The sequence below is a fragment of the Luteimonas deserti genome, from assembly GCF_013425765.1.
Classification (GTDB): domain Bacteria; phylum Pseudomonadota; class Gammaproteobacteria; order Xanthomonadales; family Xanthomonadaceae; genus Luteimonas; species Luteimonas deserti.
This window is the reverse complement of record NZ_JACCJZ010000008.1, coordinates 1-20769: the sequence shown is the minus strand read 5'-3', so window position 1 is coordinate 20769 and position 20769 is coordinate 1. Positions and strand designations below refer to the sequence as shown.

Sequence of the window (20769 nt, the reverse complement as noted above, 5' to 3'; positions counted from 1 at the left end):
ATAGCCAGATTTCCCTTTTTGTGCCGTGAAGCCCGGCACGGGCCTTCAGAGGATGTAGCGGCTCAGATCCTGGTCCTGCACCAGATCGCCCAGCTGCTGGTCGACATACGCACGGTCGATGACCACGGTGCCGCCCTTGTCGGGCGCCTCGAAGCTCAGCGAATCGAGCAGGCGCTCAAGCACGGTGTGCAGGCGACGTGCGCCGATGTTCTCCTGGCGCTCGTTGACATGCGCGGCGATCTCCGCGAGCCGCTCCACCGCATCCGGAGCGAAGGTCAGGCCGACGCCTTCTGTCTTCAGCAGCTGTACGTACTGCGTGGTCAACGCGGCCTTGGGCTCGGTGAGGATGCGGACGAAATCGTCCTTGGTCAGTGCGGTCAATTCGACCCGGATCGGGAAGCGGCCCTGCATCTCGGGAATCAGGTCGCTGGGCTTGGCGAGATGGAACGCGCCCGATGCGATGAAGAGGATATGGTCGGTCTTCACCGAGCCGTACTTGGTGCTGACCGTGCTGCCTTCGACCAGGGGGAGCAGATCGCGCTGCACGCCTTCGCGGCTGACATCGGCGCCGCTCGCACCGCCTTCGCTGCGCTTGGCGACCTTGTCGATCTCGTCGATGAAGACGATGCCGTGCTGCTCGCAGGCCTCGATCGCGGCTTCGCGCACATCGTCCTCGTTGACCAGCTTGCCGGCCTCGTCCTCGATCAGCTGCGGACGCGCGGCGCGGATCGTGAGCTTGCGCTTGTGGGTCTTGCCACCGCCGAGGTTGGCGAACATCTGCCGCAGCTGCTGACCCATTTCCTCCATGCCCGGCGGGGTCATGATGTCCATGCCCTGCCCGGCGCTGAGTTCGAGTTCGATCTCGCGATCGTCGAGCTCGCCGGCGCGCAGCTGGCGGCGCAGCTTCTGCCGCGTCTCCGATTCCTTCGACGAGGGCTCGGCGCCGATGTCGACGGTCGCGGTCTGCGCGCCGAAGCCGAAGCCCGGCTGCGGCGTCTCACGCTTCGGAAGCAAGGCATCGAGGATGCGGTCCTCGGCACGCTCTTCGGCCTGCGTGCGCACGCGCACCTTGGCCTGCTCGCGGTACAGCTTGACCGCGGTGTCGGCGAGATCGCGGATGATCTGCTCGACGTCCTTGCCGACGTAGCCGACCTCGGTGAAGCGCGTCGCCTCGACCTTGACGAAGGGCGCGTTGGCGAGCGTCGCCAGCCGGCGTGCGATCTCGGTCTTGCCCACGCCGGTCGGGCCGATCATCAGGATGTTCTTGGGCATGACCTCGTTGCGCAGGTCGTCACTGAGCTGCGCGCGGCGCCAGCGGTTGCGCAGCGCGATCGCGACCGCGCGCTTGGCGGCGTTCTGGCCGACGATGTGGCGGTCGAGTTCCTGCACGATCTCGCGCGGGGTCATGGTCGAGGAATTGGCGTTGGTCATTGGATGTCCATGGAAGCGTGGGCGGATGCGCGCGACCGGCGGGCGCGTGCGACCCGACGGATCGGCACGCGCTGCCACAGGTCGGTCACAGCTCTTCGACCACCACGTTGCGGTTGGTGTAGATGCAGATGTCGCCGGCGATGTTCAGCGCCTCGGTGGCGACCGTGCGTGCATCGAGATCGGTGTGCGCGAGCAGCGCGCGCGCCGCCGACAGCGCATACGAGCCGCCGGACCCGATCGCGATGATGCCGTCATCGGGTTCGATGATGTCGCCGTTGCCGCTGATGATCAGCGAGGTCTCCGCATCGGCGACCGCGAGCAGCGCCTCGAGCTTTCCGTAGCGGCGATCGGTGCGCCAGTCCTTGACCAGCTCCACTGCCGCGCGCACCAGCTGGCCGCCGTGCTGCTGCAACTTGCCTTCGAACAGTTCGAACAGGGTGAAGGCATCGGCCGCCGCGCCGGCGAACCCTGCAAGCACCTTGCCGCCCTCGCCGAGCCGTCGCACCTTGCGCGCATTGCCCTTCATGATCGTGTGGCCGAGCGTGACCTGGCCGTCGCCGGCGACGACCACCTTGCCACCCTTGCGGATCGACACGATCGTCGTGGCGTGGAATACGTTGGGGTTCTGACTGGGGTCCATGCGGCCTCCAAGGATCGAATCCACTGGATGGGGCCACGGCTGCGCGGTTCAAGCCGCGCCCTGCCCGCCCCCGGTCAGGCGCGCGTCGCGGTGCAGAAGAAGCAGCCGCGCCGGGCGTCGTGCAGCTGGACGCAGGCCACGGCGGGCGCATCGAACATGCGCGCGCTCCGTGGCGACATCCATCCCGTCCCTGACCTCGGCATCGATCGTCAGTTGCGTGTGCCCGTCGGCCCGCAGCGAGATCGGCCGGCTGGACGCACAGCGGCACGGCGCGCCGAGACCGCACTGCGCGGGCCGCGCCACGGCGCACGTGGATCGGGCCGCAGCCCGGAAGGGCGTGCTCGCGGGCGGATGTTCGAAGCTGGGCAGCAGGTCGCCGCCGCGCCGCGCATCCTGGATCGATACCGGCACTCGACGCCGCTGTCCGCGGCTGCAACGCAGCGCATGGCGCCGCGGTGCCGCAACCGGGCATCCGACATCAGAAAGAGCGCCTCGATGCGCTCGGGGTCGAGCCCCGCGATCTGGAACGTCGTGGACACACCTCACTGGACGGGAGGTCGCGTCCGGGGCGCGCCGTGCTCCGACACTCGCCGGATCCGGACGGCGCATTGCGCCGCATCGGCTCAGTCCGTGGTTTTCCTGCGCTTCGCGCGCGGGTGCGCGGCATCGTAGACCTTCGCCAGATGCTGGAAATCCAGATGCGTATAGATCTGGGTGGTGGCGATGTCGGCGTGGCCCAGCAGTTCCTGGACGCCGCGCAGATCGCCGGACGATTCGAGCACGTGGCTCGCGAACGAATGCCGCAGCAGGTGCGGGTGCACCCGCTTGAACAGGCCCTGGCGCTGCGCCAGGACCCGCATGCGCAGCTGCACCGCGCGCGAGGTGATCGGTCCGCCGCCCCGGCCCGGGAACACAGGAGCATCGGCCGTGGCGGCACTCTCCGCCCGCCAGGCGGCGAGCGCCTGGCGGGCGTGGGTGCCCACCGGCACGCTGCGCTGGCGGCTGCCCTTGCCGGTCACCATGACCAGGCCGCCGTCGAGGTCGAGGTCGCGCCAGCGCAGGCCCACGAGCTCCGACAGGCGCAGGCCCGAGGAATAGAACAGTTCCAGCAAGGCGCGGTCGCGCAGGCCGAGCGGCGCGTCGACCGGCACCTCGACCAGCTGCGTGGCCTCGTCGACGTCGAGCACCTGCGGCAGGTTGCGCGGCGCCTTGGGGCCGCGTACGCCCGCCGCCGGATTGGCTGCGATGTGGCCATGGCGCAACAGCCACTGGTAGAAACTGCGACAGGCCGAAAGCCGGCGCTGCAGGCTCTTGGGCGACAGTCCACCGCGGTGCCCGGCGGCGACGAAGGCGCGCAGATCGTCGCCCTGCAGCGCGCGCAGCTCGCCGCGCGCGGCATCGCCGGTCCAGCGGGCGAGTGCGGTGAGATCGCGGCGGTAGGCGTCCAGGGTATGCGCCGACATCCGTCGCTCCACCTGGAGATGGGCGAGGAAGGCCTCGATGTCGGCGTGCATCCCGGTCACGCTCAGTCGGGTTCGAACCGCCGCATGGCGATCGCGAAAGCCTCGCCCATCATGCGCAGGAACAACGTGCCCATGCCCGGGTAGAACCGGTTGGCATCGCGGCTGCCGACGGCCACCAGGCCCAGGCCCGGCAGCGGCAGCAGCGCGCTGGACTGCACCTCGTCCACGCGCGGCCCGTACAGCAGTGCCTGCTTGTCGGGGTGCAGCCGGCCGCACAGGGGCTCGCCGTCCTTGAGGCAATCGACGAAGGGCTGCAGCAGGCCGTCGTCGCGCGCGATCACCTGCAGCCAGTCCTCGGCGAGGCCCGGCACCGGCGCGAACAGCACGACGCGCACCAGATCACCACTGAAGTCCTCGACCAGCGTGGCGACCAGTGCGCGCACCGTCGCCGCGGGGTCGGCCTGGCGCATCAACGCCAGGGTCAGCTGGTGGGTGCGCACGGCGAGGCGTTCGTTCTCCTGCGACACCGCGTACAGATCGCGCAGCCGTTTGGACAGTTCGCGGTTCTTGTCGCGCAGCACCTCGAGCTGGTAGCTGGCGAGCGATGCGGCCGGACCGTCCTCGCGCGGCACCACCAGGGTCAGCGCGAGATCGGGGAACTGCTGCAGGAACTTCGGCTGCCGGCGCAGCCAGGCGGCGACCTCGTGGGCGCCGAGGGTCTCGGTGGTCGCGGTCATGCGCGGCATCTCGTGGCGCGGTCGGTCATCGGGTCATTTCCCCTTCGAAAACGAATGTCGCCGGTCCGCTCATCGACACCGTGGCATCGTCGGCGGGCCAGTCGATCTGCAAGGTGCCGCCCGGCAAGGCGACCGCGGCCGAGCGGGCCAGGCGGCCGCGTCGCGCCAGCACGGCCACCGCCGCGCATGCACCGCTGCCGCAGGCGAGGGTCTCGCCGACGCCGCGCTCGAACACGCGCAGGCGGATGCGATCGTCGGCGACGATCTGGGCGAAGCCGACGTTGACCGATTCGGGGAACCACGACGAGGCCTGCAGCGCACGGCCGATGCGTTCGACCTCGATCGTATCGACATGGTCGACTTCGATCACCGCGTGGGGGTTGCCCATCGACACGGCGCCGAACGCGAGCTCGCCGACGCCCTCCACCGGCAACGCATACAACGCCTGCGGGCGGTCGACGCCGGCAAGCGGGATCCGGGCCGGGGTGAAGTCGGGCACGCCCATCGCGATGCGGAATCCGGCGCCGTCGCGGTCCACCGCATGGCGGCCGGCCGGACTGTCGAGCGCGAACTGCTCCGCGCCGGCGGCACCCGCCCGGACCAGCCACGCCGCGACGCAGCGCGCACCGTTGCCGCATTGCTGCGAGGCGGACCCGTCCGCGTTCCAGATGCCGTAGCGGGCCACGGCGCCGGGCGCACGCGCCGGCTCGACGGTGAGGATCTGGTCGCAGCCCACGCCGGTACGCCGGTCGGCCAGGGCCCGGCACAGGGCGGCATCGGGCGCAGCCCCCCCGTCGCGCAGATCGAGCACGACGAAATCGTTGCCGGCGCCGTGCATCTTGGTGAAACGCAGGGGTGTCGGGACGTGGGCCATCGATGACTGCGGTTCGGGCGGGGCGCGACGCGCCCGCGCGCTCACGGGGTGCCGGTCGCCGCGGGCACGTCGCGGATCATCGGAACCGGGGTGACGGCGGGGGTGTCGGCGTCCCCGTCGTCCGTGGTCTCCGCCTCGTCCTCGTCGGCGTCGTCCCAGGCCGCGTCCTCGGCCGCCTCGCGCTGTTCGCGCGTGGGAATGGACGATTTGATCAGGAACCGGCCGCGGTCCTCGGGCGGCACCTGGGACGGCTGCAGGAGGTCGGCCTTGTTGCCGCAGGCGGAGAGCAGCAGCGCGGCGGCGAGGATCAACGGAAGACGGATAGGCATGGCGCGGAGTGTAGCCCGGGGCCAAGGCGCGGGGCATCTCCGGCGCGCTGCATCTGCTTCCACCAAGGGTCCGCCCCAGATTGTGGCGCGTCCCGGCGCTGCCGACACTGGCCGCCTCCGTGTGCACAGGGTCGACCGATGGGCCTCCTCGATGGACTGGGCAATGCCGCCTCGCAGGTGGGTGGCGTCTTCAAGGGCGCCGGCGAGGTGCTGTGGGAGACCGGCGCGGGCGTCGTGACGCTGGGCGGGAATGCGCTCAAGGCCGGCTACGACCTGTCGCCCGCAGGGTGGGCGGTGGATGCGCTCGCAGGCGGCTACGAACGCGTCACCGGACACGCCCTCGACGCACCGGACTGGCTGCCCTCGGCGGCGCGCGGCGGCGAACGGATGGAGGCGGCGGCCGAGGTCGCGTCCACGCTCGCGCGCAATCCGGGATTGCTGGTCGATGCCGTGGTCGAGCCGATCACCGCGGACTGGCAGGCCGGCAATTACGGCGAAGCCATCGGTCGCGGCGCGGCCGAACTGGTCCTCGCCGTGGTCGGCACCAAGGGCGCGGACAAGGCGGCGAAGGGCGCCCGCGCCGCCGATGCGGCGGACGCCGCCGTCGATGCCGTCCGCGCCGCGGATCGGGTCGACACACCGGGGCATGCCGGGCGCACCGCCACACGCGGCGCCGACGACACCCGCCTGTCCGATGTCGTCGCCGATGCGGACACCGGCCGCGTCGTGGCGGGCCGCCCGGTGCTGGCGTTCGAATCGATGGACGACTTCAATCTCGCCGCCAACGCCGCACGGCCCGACACCGTCTACGAGTTCGGAAACTACCGGTGGACCACCGACGATCAGGCGCGTGTGATCCGCGCCGAAGGGCGTGTCGATCTCGAGCCGGTCGGCCGCAACGACAGCGGCTTGCAGCGCGAGATCGGCAACGAGGGCCGTCCCACCGACGTGGGCTTCCACGTCATCGCCGACCGTCTCGGCGGGCCGACCAACCGGCTCAACGTCGTGCCCGGCAACGGAAAACCGATCGGCGACGGCCTGCCCAATCTCAACAACGGCGACTACAAGCGCTTCGAGAACCAGCTCGCACGCCTGGCCGATGCCGGTCACGACGTGGATATGCGGGTATCGCCCCAATACAATCCGGGCAACACCAGTTCCCGGCCCGATGCCTTCGTCGCGGAGTACCGCGTCGACGGCGGGGACTGGATCGACCAGACGTTCCCCAACAAGTGATGCGACCGCCGAATGGATGATCTCAACGCCGCCTATGCGGACACCGTGCGCGCCGTGGCCGCCAGCGTCCAGGACGTGAACGACGGCGAATGGGGTGCGCGCGACTGGCTGCGCCTGGTGGTGGATTTCGAATCGCTCGACGACGGCAGCGGTGCGCCGCGGACCAGCAGCATTTCCTTCGCCGTCGCCCGTGCCGGGGACGGACCGCTCGAGAAGGTGGCTTTCCGCCTGTCGCCGGCGGCGAAAGCGGGCTTTGCCGAAATCGGCCGGATCATGCACGCGCAGAAAGGCCAGTGGTGGACCACCAGCACCCTGGTGGTCGAGCGCGACGGCCGTTACGACTTCCAGTTCGCCTATACCCCGCCCTACCGGCTGTCGGGCAATCTCAACGACACCCGCTACCGCGATTACCTCGAGCGGTACAAGGCGGAGACCGGGACGCCGTAATGCCGCGCGCAGGTCCGGCGGTGCCGGACGGCCGCCGTGCGATCCGTTCGGCCTGCGGCGCGCAGGCCGGATGCGGGCGATCGTGATGCCGGCGCCGGCGGCGGACCGGGCGCGCTCCGGTGACCCGATCCCATGCGTGGCGATGTCGTCCACACCCTGCAGCCGCGTGCCCCGGCGCGCCACGCGCGTCACGGTCTGCGCTCGCCGGATCAACCGGCCGGCGGCTCCGGCCGCCACCACAGCCAGGCCGCGATGGCGGCCATGCAGGCGATCGGCAATGCGGTCATCCACCAGCGGTGCGCCGGGATCCACAGCATCAGCGCCAGCAACACGGCGGCGCACAGCGCCATGGTGACGCTCGCGAGCCATTTGGCGCGCCGACTCACGGCGCCGTGCGCCTGCCAGTCGCGGATCGAGGGGCCGAACCGGGGATGGTCGAGCAGCCAACGGTGCAACCGGTCCGAGCCGCGCGCCGCGGCCCAGGCCGCGACCAGCACGAAGACCGTCGTCGGCAGCCCGGGCACGAACACGCCCACGATGCCGAGGCCCAGGCTGGCGTAGGCCAGCAGCCACCAGGCCCAGCGGAAGCGCGTGCGACGGTGCATGCACGCATTCTAGGCGGCGCGCCCCGCATGCGGCGCGACGGCCACCGCCCCGCCCGTCAAGGCGTCGCCGGTGCCTCCACAGGGCGGGACGCACCGGCCGCCGACTGCGGCACGCGCCGGATCTTGGACACGTCGTAGCCCAACGCGCGGATCCGGGCGATGTGCGCTGCGTAATCGGCCTCGGGAATCGCCGGCGTGCGCGCCATCAACCACACGTAATCGCGCTTGCTGCGGCCGACGATCGTCTGCTGGTAGTCCTCGTCGAGGTAGACGATCACGTACTCGGCCTTGATCGGCCAGACGAACTGCATGCCCCAGATCGCGTTCCCGGTGCCTTCGCGCATCGTGCCGACGGGATGCAGGGTCTTGATCTTCTCGTCGAAACCGCCGTCGCGATAGCGGAAGGTGGTATCCACCTTGCCGTCTTCGCGCAGCGTGTAGGTCTCCACCGAATCGTAGGCCTCGCGTTCCAGACGGGTGGGAATCTGGGCGATGACGTACCAGTCGCCCATGAACCGTTCGACGTCGACCTGGGGGACGGGCGGGATGGGATCTTTCACGCGGTTGCCTCCGCAGGCGGCGAGCATGCCGGCGGCGAGGCCGGCGAGGATGAGGCCGGCGGAACGATGCCGGTTCGAACGGGTCATGGGTGGACCTCCAGCGATGGATGCGCGCGACGTCACGCCGCGCGCGCGAAGCGGTAATGGGCGACCAGCCATTCGCGGCCGCCGTCGTAGCCGAACAGTTCGGCGCAGGACATCCAGAACATCCGCCAGCGCTGGAACCACAGCCGCGCGCCGTCGGCGCCGTAGGCCTCCTGCAGTACGGCCATCACCGCGTCGCGGTTGCGGTCCTGGTTGGCCAGCCAGTGGTTGGCGGTGCGCTCGTAGTGGGTTCCGTCCAGCAACCAGCGCGCCTCCAGCGCCAGCGTCTGCTGGAAGTGCAGCAGCGTATCGGCCGCCGGCATCAGCCCGCCGGTGAAGAAATGCCGGCCCATCCAGTTGTCCTCGCCCTCGGTCTCGTAGGGATACATCAGCGTGCGGTGGGCGAAGATGTGCACGAACAGCTGGCCGCCCGGACGCAGCCAGGTGCCGATGCGCTGCATCAGCAGCTGGTAGTTGCGCATGTGCTCGAACATCTCGATCGACACCACGCGGTCGAAACGCCCGGCATCGAGCTCGAGCCGGTTCACGTCGCAGGTGATCACGGTGACGTTGCCGAGCCCGCGTCGCCGGCACTGCTCTTCGATGTGCAGGCGCTGCGGTCGCGAGTTGGACACCGCGGTGATGCGCACACCGGGATAGCGTTCGGCCATCCAGAGGGTCAACGAGCCCCAGCCGCAGCCCAGCTCGAGGATCTCCTGGCCGTCGGCGAGTCCGGCGCGCACGCCGTAGAGCGCGAGCATCGCATCCTCGGCCTGGTCCAGCGTCTCGCCGCCCGTGGGGTAGTAACAGCTGCTGTACTTGAAACGCGCGCCGAGACACAGGCGGAAGAACGCCGGGGGCAGCTCGTAGTGCTGCGCGTTGGCGGCATCGGTATGGATGGCCACGGGACTTGTGCGCAGCGACTCGACCAGCCCGGCGTAGCGCCGCGACTGCGCCTCGATCCCGCCCGCACGCTCGTCGCGCAGGCGCTGCGCGCACAGACGCCGGATACCGCGGCGCAGCAGGGCATCGGGCACGAGGCCACGCTCGGCGAGGCCGAGCGCACCGGCGGCGGGCGCATCGTGCGCAAGCTCGGCACGAACCGTATGGGTCATGGGGAGGATCCTTTCGAAGAGCCGGGAAACCACGGAAACAGCATCGGCGTGGTGCGCTGGTAGTCGCGGTAGTCCTCGCCCCGGCTGCGCAGCGCCTGCTGCTCGGTGAAGGGAATGCCGCTGACGTAGCGCAGGAACAGGTACATCAGCACCGGTCCGGTCAACGACAGCCACCACAACGGCGAGCCCGCGGCGAGCACCACGTAGGTCAGCCAGTGCACCCACTCGAAGAAATAATTCGGATGGCGCGAGTAGCGCCACAGGCCATCCCGGCAGGTGCGTCCCCGGTTGGCCGGATCGGCGCGGAAGTCGGCGAGCTGGCGGTCCGCCACCGCCTCGCCGCCCACGCTCACCAGCCACACGGCGATCGCCGCGAGCAGCCATGGCGAATCCGCCGGGTTGGCCGCCACCGCGACGAAGGGCAGTGCGAACAGCACGACCAGAAGCGCCTGGCCCTGGAAGAACAGGAAGAACTTGCGCTGATCGCCGGCCCAGTGGGCGCGCAGATAGGCGTAGCGGCCGTCCTCGTCCTCGCGCCGTACCCGCTTCCACAGATGCGAGGCCAGGCGTGCGCCCCAGAGCGCGCCGAGGACGGCGAGCAGGATGCGCGGCAGAAGTGCGCCGCTGCCGAGCAGCGCGGCGACGATCGCAGCGCCGCCGACCCCGGCGGCCCAGACCACGTCGACGATTCCGGCGTTGTCGCGTGCCCGCTGCCAGCGCCAGGCGAGCGTCATCGCGGACGCCGCGCCCGCCCACACCGCGAGCAGTGTCAACCAGGGCGCGCTCATGACGCCCCCCTGGATGCACGCAGGTGGCCCGGCTTGCCGAGCAGCAGATGGGCCACGCCGATCGACCGCTCGCGGAAGCCGCCTTCGCAGTAGGCCAGATAGAACTCCCACATTCGCACGAAGCGCATATCGAACCCCTGCGCCCGCACCTCGGGCAGGCGGGCCATGAAGCGTTCGCGCCAGGCCTCGAGGGTGCGCGCATAGGACGGACCGAAGTCCTCGAACTGCAGCAGCTGCAGATCGCTCGCGGCGGTCTTGGCGGTCAACATCGCGGCGACCGACGGGATGAAGCTCCCGGGAAAAATGAAACGCTTGATGAAATCCACCGAATCACGCGCCTGTTCATAGCGATGGTCCTCGATGGTGATCGCCTGCAGCAGCGCCAGACCGTCCGGAGCGAGCAGGCGGCCGAGGGCGGCGAAGTAGGTCGTCAGGTACTGCGCGCCGACGGCCTCGACCATCTCGATCGACACCAGCTTGTCGTAGGTGCCCTCGAGATCGCGGTAGTCCTGCAGCAGGAGCGTCACCCGGTCCTGCAGCCCGGCCTCGGCGACACGCGCGCTGGCTAACGCGTGCTGCTCGCGGGAGATGGTCGTCGTGGTGACGTGGCAGCCGTAGTGCCGGGCGGCATGCATCGCGAAACCGCCCCAGCCGGTGCCGATCTCGAGCACCCGGTCGCCGGGCGCGAGCGCCAGCGCCCGGCAGATCCGGTCGAGCTTGCGCGTCGACGCGACCTCCAGCGTGTCGTCGTCGTGCTCGAACAGCGCCGACGAGTACATCAGGTCGGACGACAGGAACAAAGCGAAGAACGCATTGCCGAGGTCGTAATGCGCGGCGATGTTGCGCCGGCTCCCGGCCTGCGTGTTCCGCCGCAGCGTGTTCCAGCCACGTAGCGCGAGCCCGCCGGCGCGCGCCAGCCCCGTCTCCATCCCGTCGAGCAGATCGCGGTTGCGCACCAGCAGCCGGATCAGGCCGACGAGATCGTCGCAATCCCAGTGGCCGTCCATATAGGCCTCGCCCGCACCGACACTCCCGGTGGCGGCCGCCATCCGATAGAAGGCGGGATCGTGCACGCGCACGCCGATGGGCGGCGCGGCGCGCGTGTCGCCGAACACCGTCTCGCCCAGCCCGTCGGTCACCCGCAGCGCGCCGCCGCGCAGCTGCTCGAATGCCGCCAGCAGGCGCTGGCGCAGCATGCGGTCGAGCATGCCGTAGGCGGGGACCGCACTGCCGGCCATGACCCCGCTCATGCCGGTGCCCCCGGGCGTGGCGACGGCGCCAGCCGCGGATGGTCGTGCACCGGCGTGCGCTTGAGCCACAGTCGGAGCGCCTGCCAGTGGATCGCCCCGACCACCTGGGCGGTCATCGCGGGATAGCGCCAGAGCACCCGCGCGAGCGAGGCTCCGCCGAGGGGGCGACGGCGGAGGGCGAGGGTCGCATCGAACTCGCGCGTGCCGCGGTCGAGGACATCCATGTGCACGAGCAGATCCGCGGCCGGCGGCGTGAAGCGCCAGCGGTAAACACGATCCATGGCCATGAACGGCGACACGTGGAAGGTCTTGTCGAAGCTCCACTCCAGGGCGCGCCCGCGCCGGTCGGCCGCGTCGGCGGGCAGGACGTAGGCATGACGTTGCCCCCACGGGGTATTGGTGATCTCGGCGACGATGGTGTCCAGGCTGATCCCGTCGGCTGCGTAGCAGTAGTAGAAGCTCACCGGATTGAACACGTGTCCGTAGTAGCGCAGATGCGTCAGCAGACGGATCGGTCCTTCCGGCGCACGGCCGGTGGCCGCCTTGACCCGGGCACGCACGGCGTCGGCAAGCGGCACCTCGGTCGGGCCGAGGTAGTCCGCCCGCCGGAAGCAGGCGACGTTGGCGCGGGTACTCGACCACAGCCAGCGCTGCGCGAAGACCTCGTCCACCTCGTCCAGATCCAGCCACATCTGGGCCATGCGGTAGCGGAACGCGTGCGCGCGCGGCGCATGCCGGCGATGGCGCACGACACCTTCGTAGACGGCGCTCGCCAGGGCCGGCGCGGCGACGGCGGTCATCACGCCCATGCGACCTCCGTGGTCGGCGCTGCGGCATCGCGGCGCGGCGCGGATGCAGGCGCCGGCTCCGCCAACGGCCCCAGCCCGAAGGCCCGGGCCACCCGTGCGGCGCTGCGCACGCCGTCTTCGTGGAAGCCCCAGCCCCAGTAGGCGCCTGCGAACCAGGTGTGGCGGCGGCCCTGGATCTCGTGCGCGCGTGCCTGCGCGGCCACCGCCGCGGCGTCGTGCACTGGATGGGCGTAGCGCTCCCGCCGCAGGATCCGCGCCGGATCGATCGCGTCGCTGCGGTTGAGGGTGACGATCAGGGGCTCGGGCGCGTCCAGGCCCTGCAGCAGGTTCATGCAATAGCTCACCGTGCACGCCGCCCCTTGCACGACGGGCACGTGCGCATTCCACGCCGCCCAGGCTTTGCGCTGGCGCGGCAGCAGGCGCGCATCGGTATGCAGCACCATGTCGTTGGGCTGGTAGCGGATGGCACCGAGGATCGCGTGCTCGGACGCGTCTGCATCGCCCAGCAGGGCCAATGCCTGGTCGCTGTGACAGGCCAGCACCACGTGGTCGAACCGCTCCGCCCCCGCGTCCGTCGTGAGCGTCGCGCCGGCCTCGCCGCGCACCAGCCCGAGCACAGGACATCCGGTGCGCACTTCGACCCGCCAGCGCGCGCGCAGCGCGTCGATGTAGCGCGACGAGCCGCCATCGACCACACGCCACTGCGGGCGCCCCTCCACCTGCAGCATCTGGTGATTGGCCATGAACTGCACGAGGTAGCGCGCGGGAAAGTCCAGGATCGCGGCGGCCGGCGAGGACCACAGCGCCGAGGCCATCGGCACCAGATGCTCATCGCGGAACGCCGCGCCGTAGCGCCGCTCGGCGAGCCAGTCGCCGAGGCTCGGCCCCGGGCCGGGCATCGCGAGCAGCGCGGGCGCTTCGCGATAGAAGCGCCACAGATCGCGCAGCATGCCCAGAAACCGCGGGGAGACCAGGTTGCGACGCTGGCAGAACAGGCCGTCCAGCGACGTCGCGTTGTACTCGACGCCGCTCGCTTCGCTGTGCACCGAAAAGCTCATCGTCGTCGGCTTCGAGCCCACCCCCAGGGTTTCGAACAGCTGGGTGAGGAGCGGATAGTGCGGCGCGTTGAACACGATGAAGCCGGTGTCGACCGCGTAGTCGCGCCCCTGCAGATGCACCTCGTGGGTGTGGGTATGGCCACCGAGACGCGGTGCGGCCTCGAACAGCGTCACTGCGTGCCGCTGCGACAGCCACCATGCGCTGGCGAGCCCGGCGATGCCGGAGCCCACGACCGCGATACGCAGGCTCATGCGCGTGCCTTCGCGTGCACCCAGGCCGGGATCGGCTTGAGATCGCGCACCAGCCCGCACCAGCGCATCAGCATCAGGCCGTACCAGGTGAGATCGATCTCCCACCAGCGGAAGCCCTGGCGCACGGTGCCCGGAAAGAAATGGTGGTTGTTGTGCCAGCCCTCGCCGAAGGTGAGCAGCGCCAGCCACAGATTGTTGCGGCTGTCGTCGGCGGTTTCGAAGCGCCGGCTGCCGAACCGGTGCGCCAGCGAATTGATCGTGACCGTCGCATGGAACAGCACCGTGGTCGAGACGAAGAAGCCCCAGACCAGCATCTGGCCTCCGCTCGTACCCAGTCCCGGCGCCACGCGCGCGAGCAGGGCACCGAACCCGTACAGACCTGCAGCGAGCACGACCGGCACGAGAGTGTCGTAGCGGTCGAGCCAGCGCAGCTCCGGATACCGCGCGAGGTCGGGCACGCGCGACAGATCGGTGCGGAAGCCCTCGCGGGTCAGGAACCAGCCCATGTGGCTGCGCCAGAACCCGTGCACGCGCGGCGAATGCGGATCGAGCGCGGTTTCGGTGTGGCGGTGATGGTTGCGATGGTGGGCGGCCCACCACAGCGGACCGCGCTGCACGCACGAGGCGCCCACCACGGCCGCGATGAACTGCACCGCGCGCGAGGTGCGAAACGTGCGGTGCGAAAAATAGCGGTGGTAGAACCCGGTGATCGCGAACATCCGCACCGCGTAGAGCGCCACTGCCACGGCCACCGCCACCGGTGACCAGCCGACCCAGACCACCGCGAGGCAGGCCAGATGCATGAGCAGGAACGGCAGCGCGCGTACCCAGTCCACCCGGCGTCCATCACCGCCGGCATCGTCGTCGACACCGGTATCGAACCAGCGACGCAAGCTTCCGCGGCCGGCCCGGCGGGCTGGATGGTGGACGGGAGGTGACGGCATCGGGACTCCGGTGAGTGGTCGATCGGCATGGATTGCATGGTTACGGCGCCAGGGGTGGTTTGGATCATCGGCGCCGCCGGCCCGTCCACGCATTCCCACACCCTGGGAAAAGCGCGGAACCGGCCGGCGCCGGCGATTGCCCCAGCAGCGGGCACGCTCGACAATGCGCACATGGATATCTTCAAGGTTTTCACCCTCGAGTCGGCACACCGACTGCCGAACGTGCCGCCCGGCCACAAATGCGCGCGCCTGCATGGGCATTCGTTCCAGGTCGAAGTGCACGTTTCGGGCACCCCGGGCGCCGACACCGGCTGGATCATGGATTTCGGGGAACTGAAGGCAGCGTTCGCGCCGATCCATGCGCAGCTCGATCACCACTATCTCAACGAGGTGCCGGGACTGGAGAATCCCACCAGCGAGCGGCTCGCGATGTGGATCTGGGAACGGCTCAAGCCTGCAGTGCCTGCGCTGAGCGCGATCGTGATCCGGGAAACCTGCACCTCGGGATGCCGGTATCAGGGCCCGGGCGACTGACGACCGGACGGCACCGGGTCCGGATGCCGATTGCCGATTTCCGGCTCAAGCATCTGATTTCGAAGGCGTTCTCCGCTTCTAACTGAACACGAGACGACCGCTCGTCGGCTTTATGTTGCATCGCAACATGGCTGCGTTATGCTGCATCGCACAAACCCGGCAGTTCGCCGGCCCACGCAGGTAACCGCCATGTCCTACCAGTTCAACGAGCAGTTCACCGCCGCGTCGCGCCAGTTCGCCGATGCCGCATCCCAGATCAACCACATCGCGCTGGAAAACTTCCAGAAGATCGTCGGCCTCCAGCTGGCGACCTTCAGCGAAAACGCCAACGCCACGTTCGCGCTCGCCAGCCAGGCGATCGACGTGCGCGACCTCGACGGTTTCAAGGCCCTGCTGCCCAAGGGCGCCCAGGTGGCCCGCGAGAACGTCGAGCGTCTGGTCAGCGCCACCCAGGAAGTGATGGGTCACACGGTCAAGACGCACGAGACGATCGCCGAGATCGCCAAGTCGCAGATCGAGTCCACCACGGCCGACGTTCGCGCCGAAGCCGAGAAGGTCGCCACCGCGACCACGAAGGCGAGCAAGCGCTGATCGCATCGGGGCTCCGCCCCGTGCACTGAACCTCCGGGCGATCCCTCCCTCGCCCGGTCGGACCCGGCGGCCGCAAGGCGGCCGGGTTTTTTTCATGCGCGCGGTGGCGGCGGGGGCAGCACCATGCGCGTCAGCAGGCGGTCACAGAGCCCGTCGGGATCGTCGGTGCGGCCGGTATGCGCGGGCGAGACCTGGATCACCGAGCTGCGCCGCGCGGTGAGCCAGTGGAAGCGGGCCCGCGCCGGCAGTGCGGCGATCGGCCCGCCGTCGCTGTCGCCGCGGCAGATGCGCACGATCGCGTCCAGATGGCGCTCGACGGTCTCGATGTCGACATGCGGATCCAGCGCACGCAACCGCGCCGCGTCGAGCGCCATCGCCGCCGCCAGGGTCCGCGTGGCCTGGCACGAGACCACCACGCCGGCGTTGATGAACTCCTCGCGCTCGACCCGGGGGACGACCCGGATGACCGCGTAGTCATAGACGACCGGCGTGCGCACGCTGCGCCTCCTCGACGAAGACGGCGCGATGCGCCAGTCGTTGGCAGAAGAACTCGACGTAGGCGCGGCGGTGTGCGGCCGGATCAGGCAGCCCGGCTTCGGCGGGCAACCAGGCATCGGGCACCGTGTCGACGATGCGTCGGATGTCGTCCTCGCCGACACGCGCCGACAGCGCCGTGTCGGCTTCGACGAGCGCCGAGGCGAACGGCAGCAGCACGTGATCGCCGATACGCCCGAAGGGTGAGACCGCGACCCGCGCCGCGCTGTCCCAGTCGTGGTGGAAATACAGCGCCGCGCCGTGGTCGATGAGGGTCAGGCGGCGATGCCAGACCAATAGATTGGTGTTGCGCGGTGTGCGGTCGACGTTGCAGATGAAGGCGTCGAGCCAGACGATGCGCGAGGCGAGTTCCGCATTCGGCGCGTCGACCGCGGGGTCGAAATTGATCGCACCCGGCAGGTAGTCCAGGGCCAGGTTGCAACCGGCACTGGCGCGGATGAGGTGCTGGATCTCCGGGTCGGGTTCGGTCGCCGCCATGTCGGGATCGAGATCGATGAACACGATCTCCGGGATCGGCAGCCCCAGCAGGCGTGCGAACTCGCCGCCGACCAGTTCGGCCACCAGCGCCTTGGCCCCCTGACCCGCGCCGCGGAACTTCATCACGTACATGCCGTCGTCGTCGGCTTCGACCACGGCCGGCAGCGAGCCGCCTTCGCGCAGCGGTGTGACGTACCGCGTGGCTTCGACCGCGCGGATCATGCCGGCAGGCCTGCACGCGGCGGCAGCGTCCAGTCGATCTGCGCAAGGCCGCGCCGGCGCAGGTAGGCGTTGGTCTTCGAAAAATGGCCGCAACCGAGGAATCCGCGATGCGCCGACAGCGGCGACGGGTGGGTGGTGCGCAACACGCGGTGCCGGGCGGTGTCGATCATCCGGCCCTTGGCCTGGGCATAGCTGCCCCACAGCAGGAACACCAGGCCCTCGCGCTCGCGGTTGAGCACGTCGACCACGTGGTCGGTGAAGCCCTCCCAGCCACGGCCCTGGTGCGAACCGGCCTGGCCCTCTTCCACCGTCAGGACCGCATTGAGCAGCAGCACGCCCTGCTGCGCCCACGGCATCAGCCAGCCGTGGTCGGGGCGCGGCATGCCGGTGTCGCGCTGCAGTTCCTTGAACATGTTGTCCAGCGACGGCGGCACCCGCACGTCGGGACGCACCGAGAAGGCCAGCCCGTGGGCCTGGCCGGCGCCGTGGTACGGGTCCTGGCCCAGCACCACCACCTTGACCGCATCGAAGGACGTCGCATCGAAGGCGGCGAAGATCTCCGGGCCTGGCGGAAACACCGGGGCGCCGGCGGCCTTGCGCTCACGCAGGAACGCCGCGAGCGCGCGCATGTCCTCGCGCAGCAGCCAGTCGCCGATGCGGGCCTTCCAGGACGGTTCGAGCCGGATCGTGGTCATCGAAGGGCGGACGACACTCTGGGCGGCGGGCCGGACGCGGCTCAGCCACTCTCCGGCATCGCCGACAGACGCAGCTGGAACAACGCCTTGGTGGCCAGCACACGCTCTTCCGCGGGCTTGACCACCAGATCGTTCGCACCGGCATGCAGCAGGTCGATCTGGTTGTCGCGGTTGCCGTCGCCGGTCATCACCAGCACCGGCAACCGCCGCTTGCCGTAACCGAAGTCGCGGCGGATCGCACGCAGCAGGTCGTGCCCGCTGAGCTCCCCTTTCAGGTACACGTCGGTCAACACGAGGTCGGCGCCGGGGGCGCCTGCGGTGTCGCGGTAGGCGTCGAGATAGGCCAGCGCATCCTCGGCACTGACGACGTGGGTGACCCGCATCTGCTGCGTCTCGAGCATTCGCCGCGTCGCCAGGGCGACGGTGCGGCTGTCCTCGACGTAGAGCACGTGCGCATCCGGAATCGGCGCCGGATGCACGTAGCCGCGCACGAACTCGGCGAGGGCGCGATGGCCGAGTGCCTTGTCGAAGTGGTCGGTGATGTCCTCGGTGAAACGCCGCGCCTCCAGATGCGCCTGGGCATCGCCGGAGACGACGATCACCGGTACGTAACGCTGTCCCGCCGCCTCGCGCACCGCGCGCGCCAGGTGCAGGCCCTCGCCGTCCGGCAGCAGGAGCGAGGTGCTGACCAGATCCACCGGTGCGCTGGCCAGCGCCGCGCGGGCTTCCTCCAGCCCGCCGCACTCGACGATCTCCACGTCCGCCAGCGCCTGGCGGAGCACGTCGCCGATCAGCCGGCGCACCAGTTTGGAACCATCGACCACCATGATCCGCGGCTGCGCGCTGACGACATGGCGGAAATCCTGCACGGGCATCGGTCGGCTCAGGTCTCGGTGGGTCGGGTCTGACGCAGGAAGTGCCCGGTGACGACACCGGCGCCGATCCAGCCCAGCGCGGTCGCGCCGCCGAGCACGGCGAACAGCCCGGCCGGACCGAACCCGCGCAGGGCGAAGCCGGCGCCGTAACTGGCGGCCAGCTCGGCCAGGGGCGCATCGAGGGCGCTGGCGGCGGCGCCGAGCAGGGCCAGCGCGACGGCGCCCGAGGCCAGGCCGTACCACGCGCCCAGATACAGGAAAGGCCGGCGGATGAAGCCGTCGGTGGCGCCGAGCAGTTGCAGCACGCCGAGTTCCTCCCGGCGCGACTGGATGTCGAGGCGCACGGTATTGCCGACCACCAGCAGCGCGCCGAGCCCGAGCAGGGCCGCCAGCACCCACACCACGCGGCCCCCGAAGCGCAGCCAGCCGTCGAGCCGCTGCCGCCACTGCGCGTCGTGCTGGACCAGCTCGGCCTCCGGCAACCGGCGCAGGCTTTCGGCCAGCAGCATCTCGTCACCGCCCGGGGTGAGGATCAGCACGTGCGGCAGCGGATTGTCGTCGAGGGCATCGATGGCGTCGCCGAACTGACCGCGTTCGCGCAGCTCGATCAGGCCCTCGTCGGGCGTGCGATGCACCACGCTGCCGACGTCGCTGCGCGCGCGCAGGGTCACCGCGAGTGCCTCGGCGCCAGCGGCGTCGACATCCTCGCGCAGGAACACACTGATCTCGCGCGAGGCGTCGATGCTGCCGCCGAGCCGGCCGAGGTTGTCGAGCACCAGCCACAGACCGAGAGGGAGGGCCAGCGCGACCGCCATCACGCCGATGGTCAGCGCGGTCGACCACGGCCGGCGCAGCAGCCGCCCGAGGCTGGCGACCACGCTGTAGGCATGGTGGTCCATCCAGGTGCCGATCGGCGACCCGCCGCTGCGGGCCGGCGCGTTGCGTGCCGCCTCAGGCATCGGCCAGGTCCTCGGGGGCGATGTCGTCGGCCAGCCGGCCGTGGTCGAGGACCAGGGTGCGCTTCTTCATGCGCTTGACCAGGCCGAGGTCGTGGCTGGCGACCATCACGCTGGTGCCGCGCGCGGGAAGCTCGGCGAACAGGGTCATGATTTCGGCCGACAGGGTCGGATCGAGATTGCCGGTGGGCTCGTCGGCCACCAGCAGACGCGGCTCGCCGACGATCGCGCGCGCAATGCCCACGCGTTGCTGCTCGCCGGCGGAGAGCTGCGTCGGCAGGGCCCGCTCGCGCGTGCCCAGTTCCAGGCGTTCGAGAATCGCGCGCACGCGTTTGCCGATCTCCGGTCGGCGCATGCCGCGCAGGATCAGCGGAAGCGCGATGTTGTCGAACACGCTCCGGTCGGGCAGCAGGCGGTGATCCTGGAAGACCACCGCGACTTCGCGGCGATGCATGGCCACCCTGCGCCCGCGCACCTTGAGCAGATTGCGCTCGGCGAACACCACGGCGCCGCGGCTCGGCCGCTCGGCCAGATGGATCAGCCTGAGCAGCGTGCTCTTGCCCGCACCGGAATGGCCGGTCACGAACAGCATCTCGCCCGCGGCGATGTCGAAACTGACGTCCGACAGCGCGACGTGGCCGCCGGGATACTGCTTGCTGACGTTGTCGAATCGCAGAACGCTCATGCAGCCAAGTATCGCAGGGATTCGTGGGCGAGCGCTGTCGCCGGTATGTGCCCGGCGGGTGCTCCGGGCACGCGCTCGGATGAGCGGACGCATGCGCGACAACGAAAAAAGCCCCGCCTGCGCGGGGCTTTCCAGGACGCGTTGATCAGCGCGCGTCGCCGCCGGACACCAGACGGCGCAGGCCGCGCCCGATGCGGCTGAACAGCGACGGCGCCGCCTCCTGCCCCGCCGGAGCGGCAGGCGCCGGTCGCGCCGTCGGACGCACCTCGCGCGGCCCCTGCGCCGCGCCGGAACGCGGCGGACCGCCCGAGGAGACGGCCGGGGCCTTCGCCTGCCCTGCACCGTTGCCCTGGGTCGAGGCTGCCTCGGCACCCTCGATCTTCTTGCCCCCCCGGCGCCGGCGCCGCTTGCGCGGCGGACGCGATTCGTCCGGCATGGCCGCGGCCACGGCGCCGGCGGCATCGATCACCGGTGCCGGCGTCTCGACGACCGGCGCTGCAGGCGCAGCGGCCTCGACCACGGGCTTGCCGGCCGGACTGCGCGGCTTGCGCGGCCCG

The 20769-nt window shown here is 70.2% G+C and carries 26 protein-coding genes; 4 read left to right on the top strand and 22 right to left on the bottom strand.

The features are described 5' to 3' along the window. Positions 1–45: 45 nt before the first annotated feature. From hslU to H0E82_RS02970, 7 genes are all read right to left on the bottom strand, one after another. A complete protein-coding gene (gene hslU, locus H0E82_RS03000; protein ID WP_180543590.1) occupies positions 46–1431 on the bottom strand; it encodes an ATP-dependent protease ATPase subunit HslU in 1386 nt (461 codons plus the stop codon). Between the two features lie 85 nt (positions 1432–1516). Continuing rightward, a complete protein-coding gene (gene hslV, locus H0E82_RS02995) occupies positions 1517–2071 on the bottom strand; it encodes an ATP-dependent protease subunit HslV (RefSeq protein WP_096297100.1) in 555 nt (184 codons plus the stop codon). A 48-nt stretch (positions 2072–2119) separates the two neighbouring features. After that, positions 2120–2482 (bottom strand): hypothetical protein, encoded by a 363-nt coding sequence (locus H0E82_RS16735; RefSeq protein ID WP_235974153.1) that lies wholly within the window; start codon positions 2480–2482, stop codon positions 2120–2122. A gap of 212 nt (positions 2483–2694) precedes the next feature. Then, entirely contained in the window at positions 2695–3585 is an 891-nt protein-coding gene (gene xerC / locus H0E82_RS02985) for a tyrosine recombinase XerC (RefSeq protein WP_180543586.1), read from the bottom strand. An 11-nt stretch (positions 3586–3596) separates the two neighbouring features. Next, positions 3597–4271, bottom strand: a complete 675-nt coding sequence (locus tag H0E82_RS02980; RefSeq protein ID WP_180543584.1) for a DUF484 family protein — start codon at positions 4269–4271, stop codon at positions 3597–3599. A gap of 25 nt (positions 4272–4296) precedes the next feature. Next, positions 4297–5145 (bottom strand): diaminopimelate epimerase, encoded by an 849-nt coding sequence (gene dapF / locus H0E82_RS02975; RefSeq protein ID WP_235974152.1) that lies wholly within the window; start codon positions 5143–5145, stop codon positions 4297–4299. Positions 5146–5186: 41 nt separating this feature from the next. Further along, the gene (locus tag H0E82_RS02970; RefSeq protein ID WP_180543582.1) at positions 5187–5474 is read right to left on the bottom strand and encodes a hypothetical protein; all 288 of its coding nucleotides are present in this window, start codon (positions 5472–5474) and stop codon (positions 5187–5189) included. Between the two features lie 138 nt (positions 5475–5612). On the opposite strand from H0E82_RS02970, the gene H0E82_RS02965 reads away from it, so the two are divergent. Together H0E82_RS02965 and H0E82_RS02960 are read left to right on the top strand one after the other, a co-directional pair. Then, positions 5613–6710, top strand: a complete 1098-nt coding sequence (locus H0E82_RS02965) for a DNA/RNA non-specific endonuclease (protein ID WP_180543580.1) — start codon at positions 5613–5615, stop codon at positions 6708–6710. 12 nt (positions 6711–6722) lie between these two features. Next, entirely contained in the window at positions 6723–7157 is a 435-nt protein-coding gene (locus tag H0E82_RS02960; RefSeq protein WP_180543579.1) for a hypothetical protein, read from the top strand. A gap of 209 nt (positions 7158–7366) precedes the next feature. On the opposite strand, the gene H0E82_RS02955 is transcribed toward H0E82_RS02960, so the two are convergent. The 8 genes from H0E82_RS02955 to H0E82_RS02920 are packed head-to-tail and all read right to left on the bottom strand — an operon-like array spanning position 7367 to position 14622. Continuing rightward, complete coding sequence (locus H0E82_RS02955) at positions 7367–7762, bottom strand: YbaN family protein (protein ID WP_180543577.1); 396 nt, start codon at positions 7760–7762, stop codon at positions 7367–7369. 56 nt (positions 7763–7818) lie between these two features. After that, a complete protein-coding gene (locus tag H0E82_RS02950) occupies positions 7819–8409 on the bottom strand; it encodes a lipocalin family protein (RefSeq protein WP_219338387.1) in 591 nt (196 codons plus the stop codon). 32 nt (positions 8410–8441) lie between these two features. Continuing rightward, on the bottom strand, positions 8442–9521 hold the full coding sequence (locus tag H0E82_RS02945; RefSeq protein WP_180543575.1) for an SAM-dependent methyltransferase: 1080 nt from the start codon (positions 9519–9521) through the stop codon (positions 8442–8444). Beyond that, a complete protein-coding gene (locus H0E82_RS02940) occupies positions 9518–10309 on the bottom strand; it encodes a DUF1295 domain-containing protein (RefSeq protein WP_180543573.1) in 792 nt (263 codons plus the stop codon). The genes H0E82_RS02945 and H0E82_RS02940 overlap by 4 nt, the downstream gene beginning before the upstream one ends. Next, on the bottom strand, positions 10306–11559 hold the full coding sequence (locus tag H0E82_RS02935) for an SAM-dependent methyltransferase (protein WP_180543571.1): 1254 nt from the start codon (positions 11557–11559) through the stop codon (positions 10306–10308). The genes H0E82_RS02940 and H0E82_RS02935 overlap by 4 nt, the downstream gene beginning before the upstream one ends. Further along, the gene (locus H0E82_RS02930; RefSeq protein WP_180543569.1) at positions 11556–12368 is read right to left on the bottom strand and encodes a DUF1365 domain-containing protein; all 813 of its coding nucleotides are present in this window, start codon (positions 12366–12368) and stop codon (positions 11556–11558) included. The genes H0E82_RS02935 and H0E82_RS02930 overlap by 4 nt, the downstream gene beginning before the upstream one ends. Next, positions 12359–13672, bottom strand: coding sequence for an NAD(P)/FAD-dependent oxidoreductase (locus H0E82_RS02925; protein WP_180543720.1), 1314 nt, complete (start codon positions 13670–13672; stop codon positions 12359–12361). The genes H0E82_RS02930 and H0E82_RS02925 overlap by 10 nt, the downstream gene beginning before the upstream one ends. Before the next feature lie 2 nt (positions 13673–13674). Then, positions 13675–14622 (bottom strand): acyl-CoA desaturase, encoded by a 948-nt coding sequence (locus tag H0E82_RS02920; RefSeq protein WP_180543567.1) that lies wholly within the window; start codon positions 14620–14622, stop codon positions 13675–13677. A 171-nt stretch (positions 14623–14793) separates the two neighbouring features. Between H0E82_RS02920 and queD the strand changes: the two genes are divergently transcribed. Both queD and H0E82_RS02910 read left to right on the top strand, forming a co-directional pair. Beyond that, on the top strand, positions 14794–15156 hold the full coding sequence (queD, locus tag H0E82_RS02915; RefSeq protein ID WP_180543565.1) for a 6-carboxytetrahydropterin synthase QueD: 363 nt from the start codon (positions 14794–14796) through the stop codon (positions 15154–15156). Positions 15157–15345: 189 nt separating this feature from the next. Further along, a complete protein-coding gene (locus H0E82_RS02910; RefSeq protein ID WP_180543563.1) occupies positions 15346–15747 on the top strand; it encodes a phasin family protein in 402 nt (133 codons plus the stop codon). A 92-nt stretch (positions 15748–15839) separates the two neighbouring features. Here the strand turns inward: H0E82_RS02910 and H0E82_RS02905 are convergent, their stop codons facing one another. From H0E82_RS02905 to rhlB, 7 genes are all read right to left on the bottom strand, one after another. After that, positions 15840–16244, bottom strand: coding sequence for a DUF3037 domain-containing protein (locus H0E82_RS02905; RefSeq protein WP_328796944.1), 405 nt, complete (start codon positions 16242–16244; stop codon positions 15840–15842). After that, positions 16222–16998: a HipA family kinase gene (locus tag H0E82_RS16650; protein WP_328796952.1), complete on the bottom strand. Its 777-nt coding sequence runs from the start codon at positions 16996–16998 to the stop codon at positions 16222–16224. The genes H0E82_RS02905 and H0E82_RS16650 overlap by 23 nt, the downstream gene beginning before the upstream one ends. Then, on the bottom strand, positions 16998–17696 hold the full coding sequence (gene ung / locus H0E82_RS02900; RefSeq protein ID WP_180543559.1) for a uracil-DNA glycosylase: 699 nt from the start codon (positions 17694–17696) through the stop codon (positions 16998–17000). The genes H0E82_RS16650 and ung overlap by 1 nt, the downstream gene beginning before the upstream one ends. 41 nt (positions 17697–17737) lie before the next feature. Next, entirely contained in the window at positions 17738–18571 is an 834-nt protein-coding gene (locus H0E82_RS02895; protein ID WP_180543557.1) for a response regulator, read from the bottom strand. 8 nt (positions 18572–18579) lie between these two features. Further along, the gene (ftsX, locus tag H0E82_RS02890) at positions 18580–19530 is read right to left on the bottom strand and encodes a permease-like cell division protein FtsX (protein ID WP_180543555.1); all 951 of its coding nucleotides are present in this window, start codon (positions 19528–19530) and stop codon (positions 18580–18582) included. Beyond that, positions 19523–20212 (bottom strand): cell division ATP-binding protein FtsE, encoded by a 690-nt coding sequence (gene ftsE / locus H0E82_RS02885; protein ID WP_180543553.1) that lies wholly within the window; start codon positions 20210–20212, stop codon positions 19523–19525. Before ftsE ends, ftsX begins: the two co-directional genes overlap by 8 nt. Positions 20213–20357: 145 nt before the next feature. Further along, positions 20358–20769, bottom strand: a 412-nt coding sequence (rhlB, locus tag H0E82_RS02880; RefSeq protein WP_180543551.1) for an ATP-dependent RNA helicase RhlB, incomplete at its 5' end; no start/stop codon positions are given.

Excerpts from the sequence above, each read along its gene's own strand:
- H0E82_RS02960 (WP_180543579.1), top strand. The coding sequence starts at position 6,723 with ATGGATGATCTCAACGCCGCCTATGCGGACACCGTGCGCGCCGTGGCC.
- H0E82_RS02980 (WP_180543584.1), bottom strand. The coding sequence starts at position 4,271 with ATGACCGCGACCACCGAGACCCTCGGCGCCCACGAGGTCGCCGCCTGG.
- ung (WP_180543559.1), bottom strand. The coding sequence starts at position 17,696 with ATGACCACGATCCGGCTCGAACCGTCCTGGAAGGCCCGCATCGGCGAC.
- H0E82_RS02910 (WP_180543563.1), top strand. The coding sequence starts at position 15,346 with ATGTCCTACCAGTTCAACGAGCAGTTCACCGCCGCGTCGCGCCAGTTC.
- H0E82_RS02955 (WP_180543577.1), bottom strand. The coding sequence starts at position 7,762 with ATGCACCGTCGCACGCGCTTCCGCTGGGCCTGGTGGCTGCTGGCCTAC.
- hslV (WP_096297100.1), bottom strand. The coding sequence starts at position 2,071 with ATGGACCCCAGTCAGAACCCCAACGTATTCCACGCCACGACGATCGTG.
- H0E82_RS02940 (WP_180543573.1), bottom strand. The coding sequence starts at position 10,309 with ATGAGCGCGCCCTGGTTGACACTGCTCGCGGTGTGGGCGGGCGCGGCG.
- H0E82_RS02950 (WP_219338387.1), bottom strand. The coding sequence starts at position 8,409 with ATGACCCGTTCGAACCGGCATCGTTCCGCCGGCCTCATCCTCGCCGGC.
- H0E82_RS02930 (WP_180543569.1), bottom strand. The coding sequence starts at position 12,368 with ATGGGCGTGATGACCGCCGTCGCCGCGCCGGCCCTGGCGAGCGCCGTC.
- H0E82_RS02895 (WP_180543557.1), bottom strand. The coding sequence starts at position 18,571 with ATGCCCGTGCAGGATTTCCGCCATGTCGTCAGCGCGCAGCCGCGGATC.
- xerC (WP_180543586.1), bottom strand. The coding sequence starts at position 3,585 with ATGCACGCCGACATCGAGGCCTTCCTCGCCCATCTCCAGGTGGAGCGA.
- ftsE (WP_180543553.1), bottom strand. The coding sequence starts at position 20,212 with ATGAGCGTTCTGCGATTCGACAACGTCAGCAAGCAGTATCCCGGCGGC.
- ftsX (WP_180543555.1), bottom strand. The coding sequence starts at position 19,530 with ATGCCTGAGGCGGCACGCAACGCGCCGGCCCGCAGCGGCGGGTCGCCG.
- dapF (WP_235974152.1), bottom strand. The coding sequence starts at position 5,145 with ATGGCCCACGTCCCGACACCCCTGCGTTTCACCAAGATGCACGGCGCC.
- H0E82_RS02965 (WP_180543580.1), top strand. The coding sequence starts at position 5,613 with ATGGGCCTCCTCGATGGACTGGGCAATGCCGCCTCGCAGGTGGGTGGC.
- hslU (WP_180543590.1), bottom strand. The coding sequence starts at position 1,431 with ATGACCAACGCCAATTCCTCGACCATGACCCCGCGCGAGATCGTGCAG.
- H0E82_RS02935 (WP_180543571.1), bottom strand. The coding sequence starts at position 11,559 with ATGAGCGGGGTCATGGCCGGCAGTGCGGTCCCCGCCTACGGCATGCTC.
- H0E82_RS02945 (WP_180543575.1), bottom strand. The coding sequence starts at position 9,521 with ATGACCCATACGGTTCGTGCCGAGCTTGCGCACGATGCGCCCGCCGCC.
- H0E82_RS02920 (WP_180543567.1), bottom strand. The coding sequence starts at position 14,622 with ATGCCGTCACCTCCCGTCCACCATCCAGCCCGCCGGGCCGGCCGCGGA.
- H0E82_RS02970 (WP_180543582.1), bottom strand. The coding sequence starts at position 5,474 with ATGCCTATCCGTCTTCCGTTGATCCTCGCCGCCGCGCTGCTGCTCTCC.
- queD (WP_180543565.1), top strand. The coding sequence starts at position 14,794 with ATGGATATCTTCAAGGTTTTCACCCTCGAGTCGGCACACCGACTGCCG.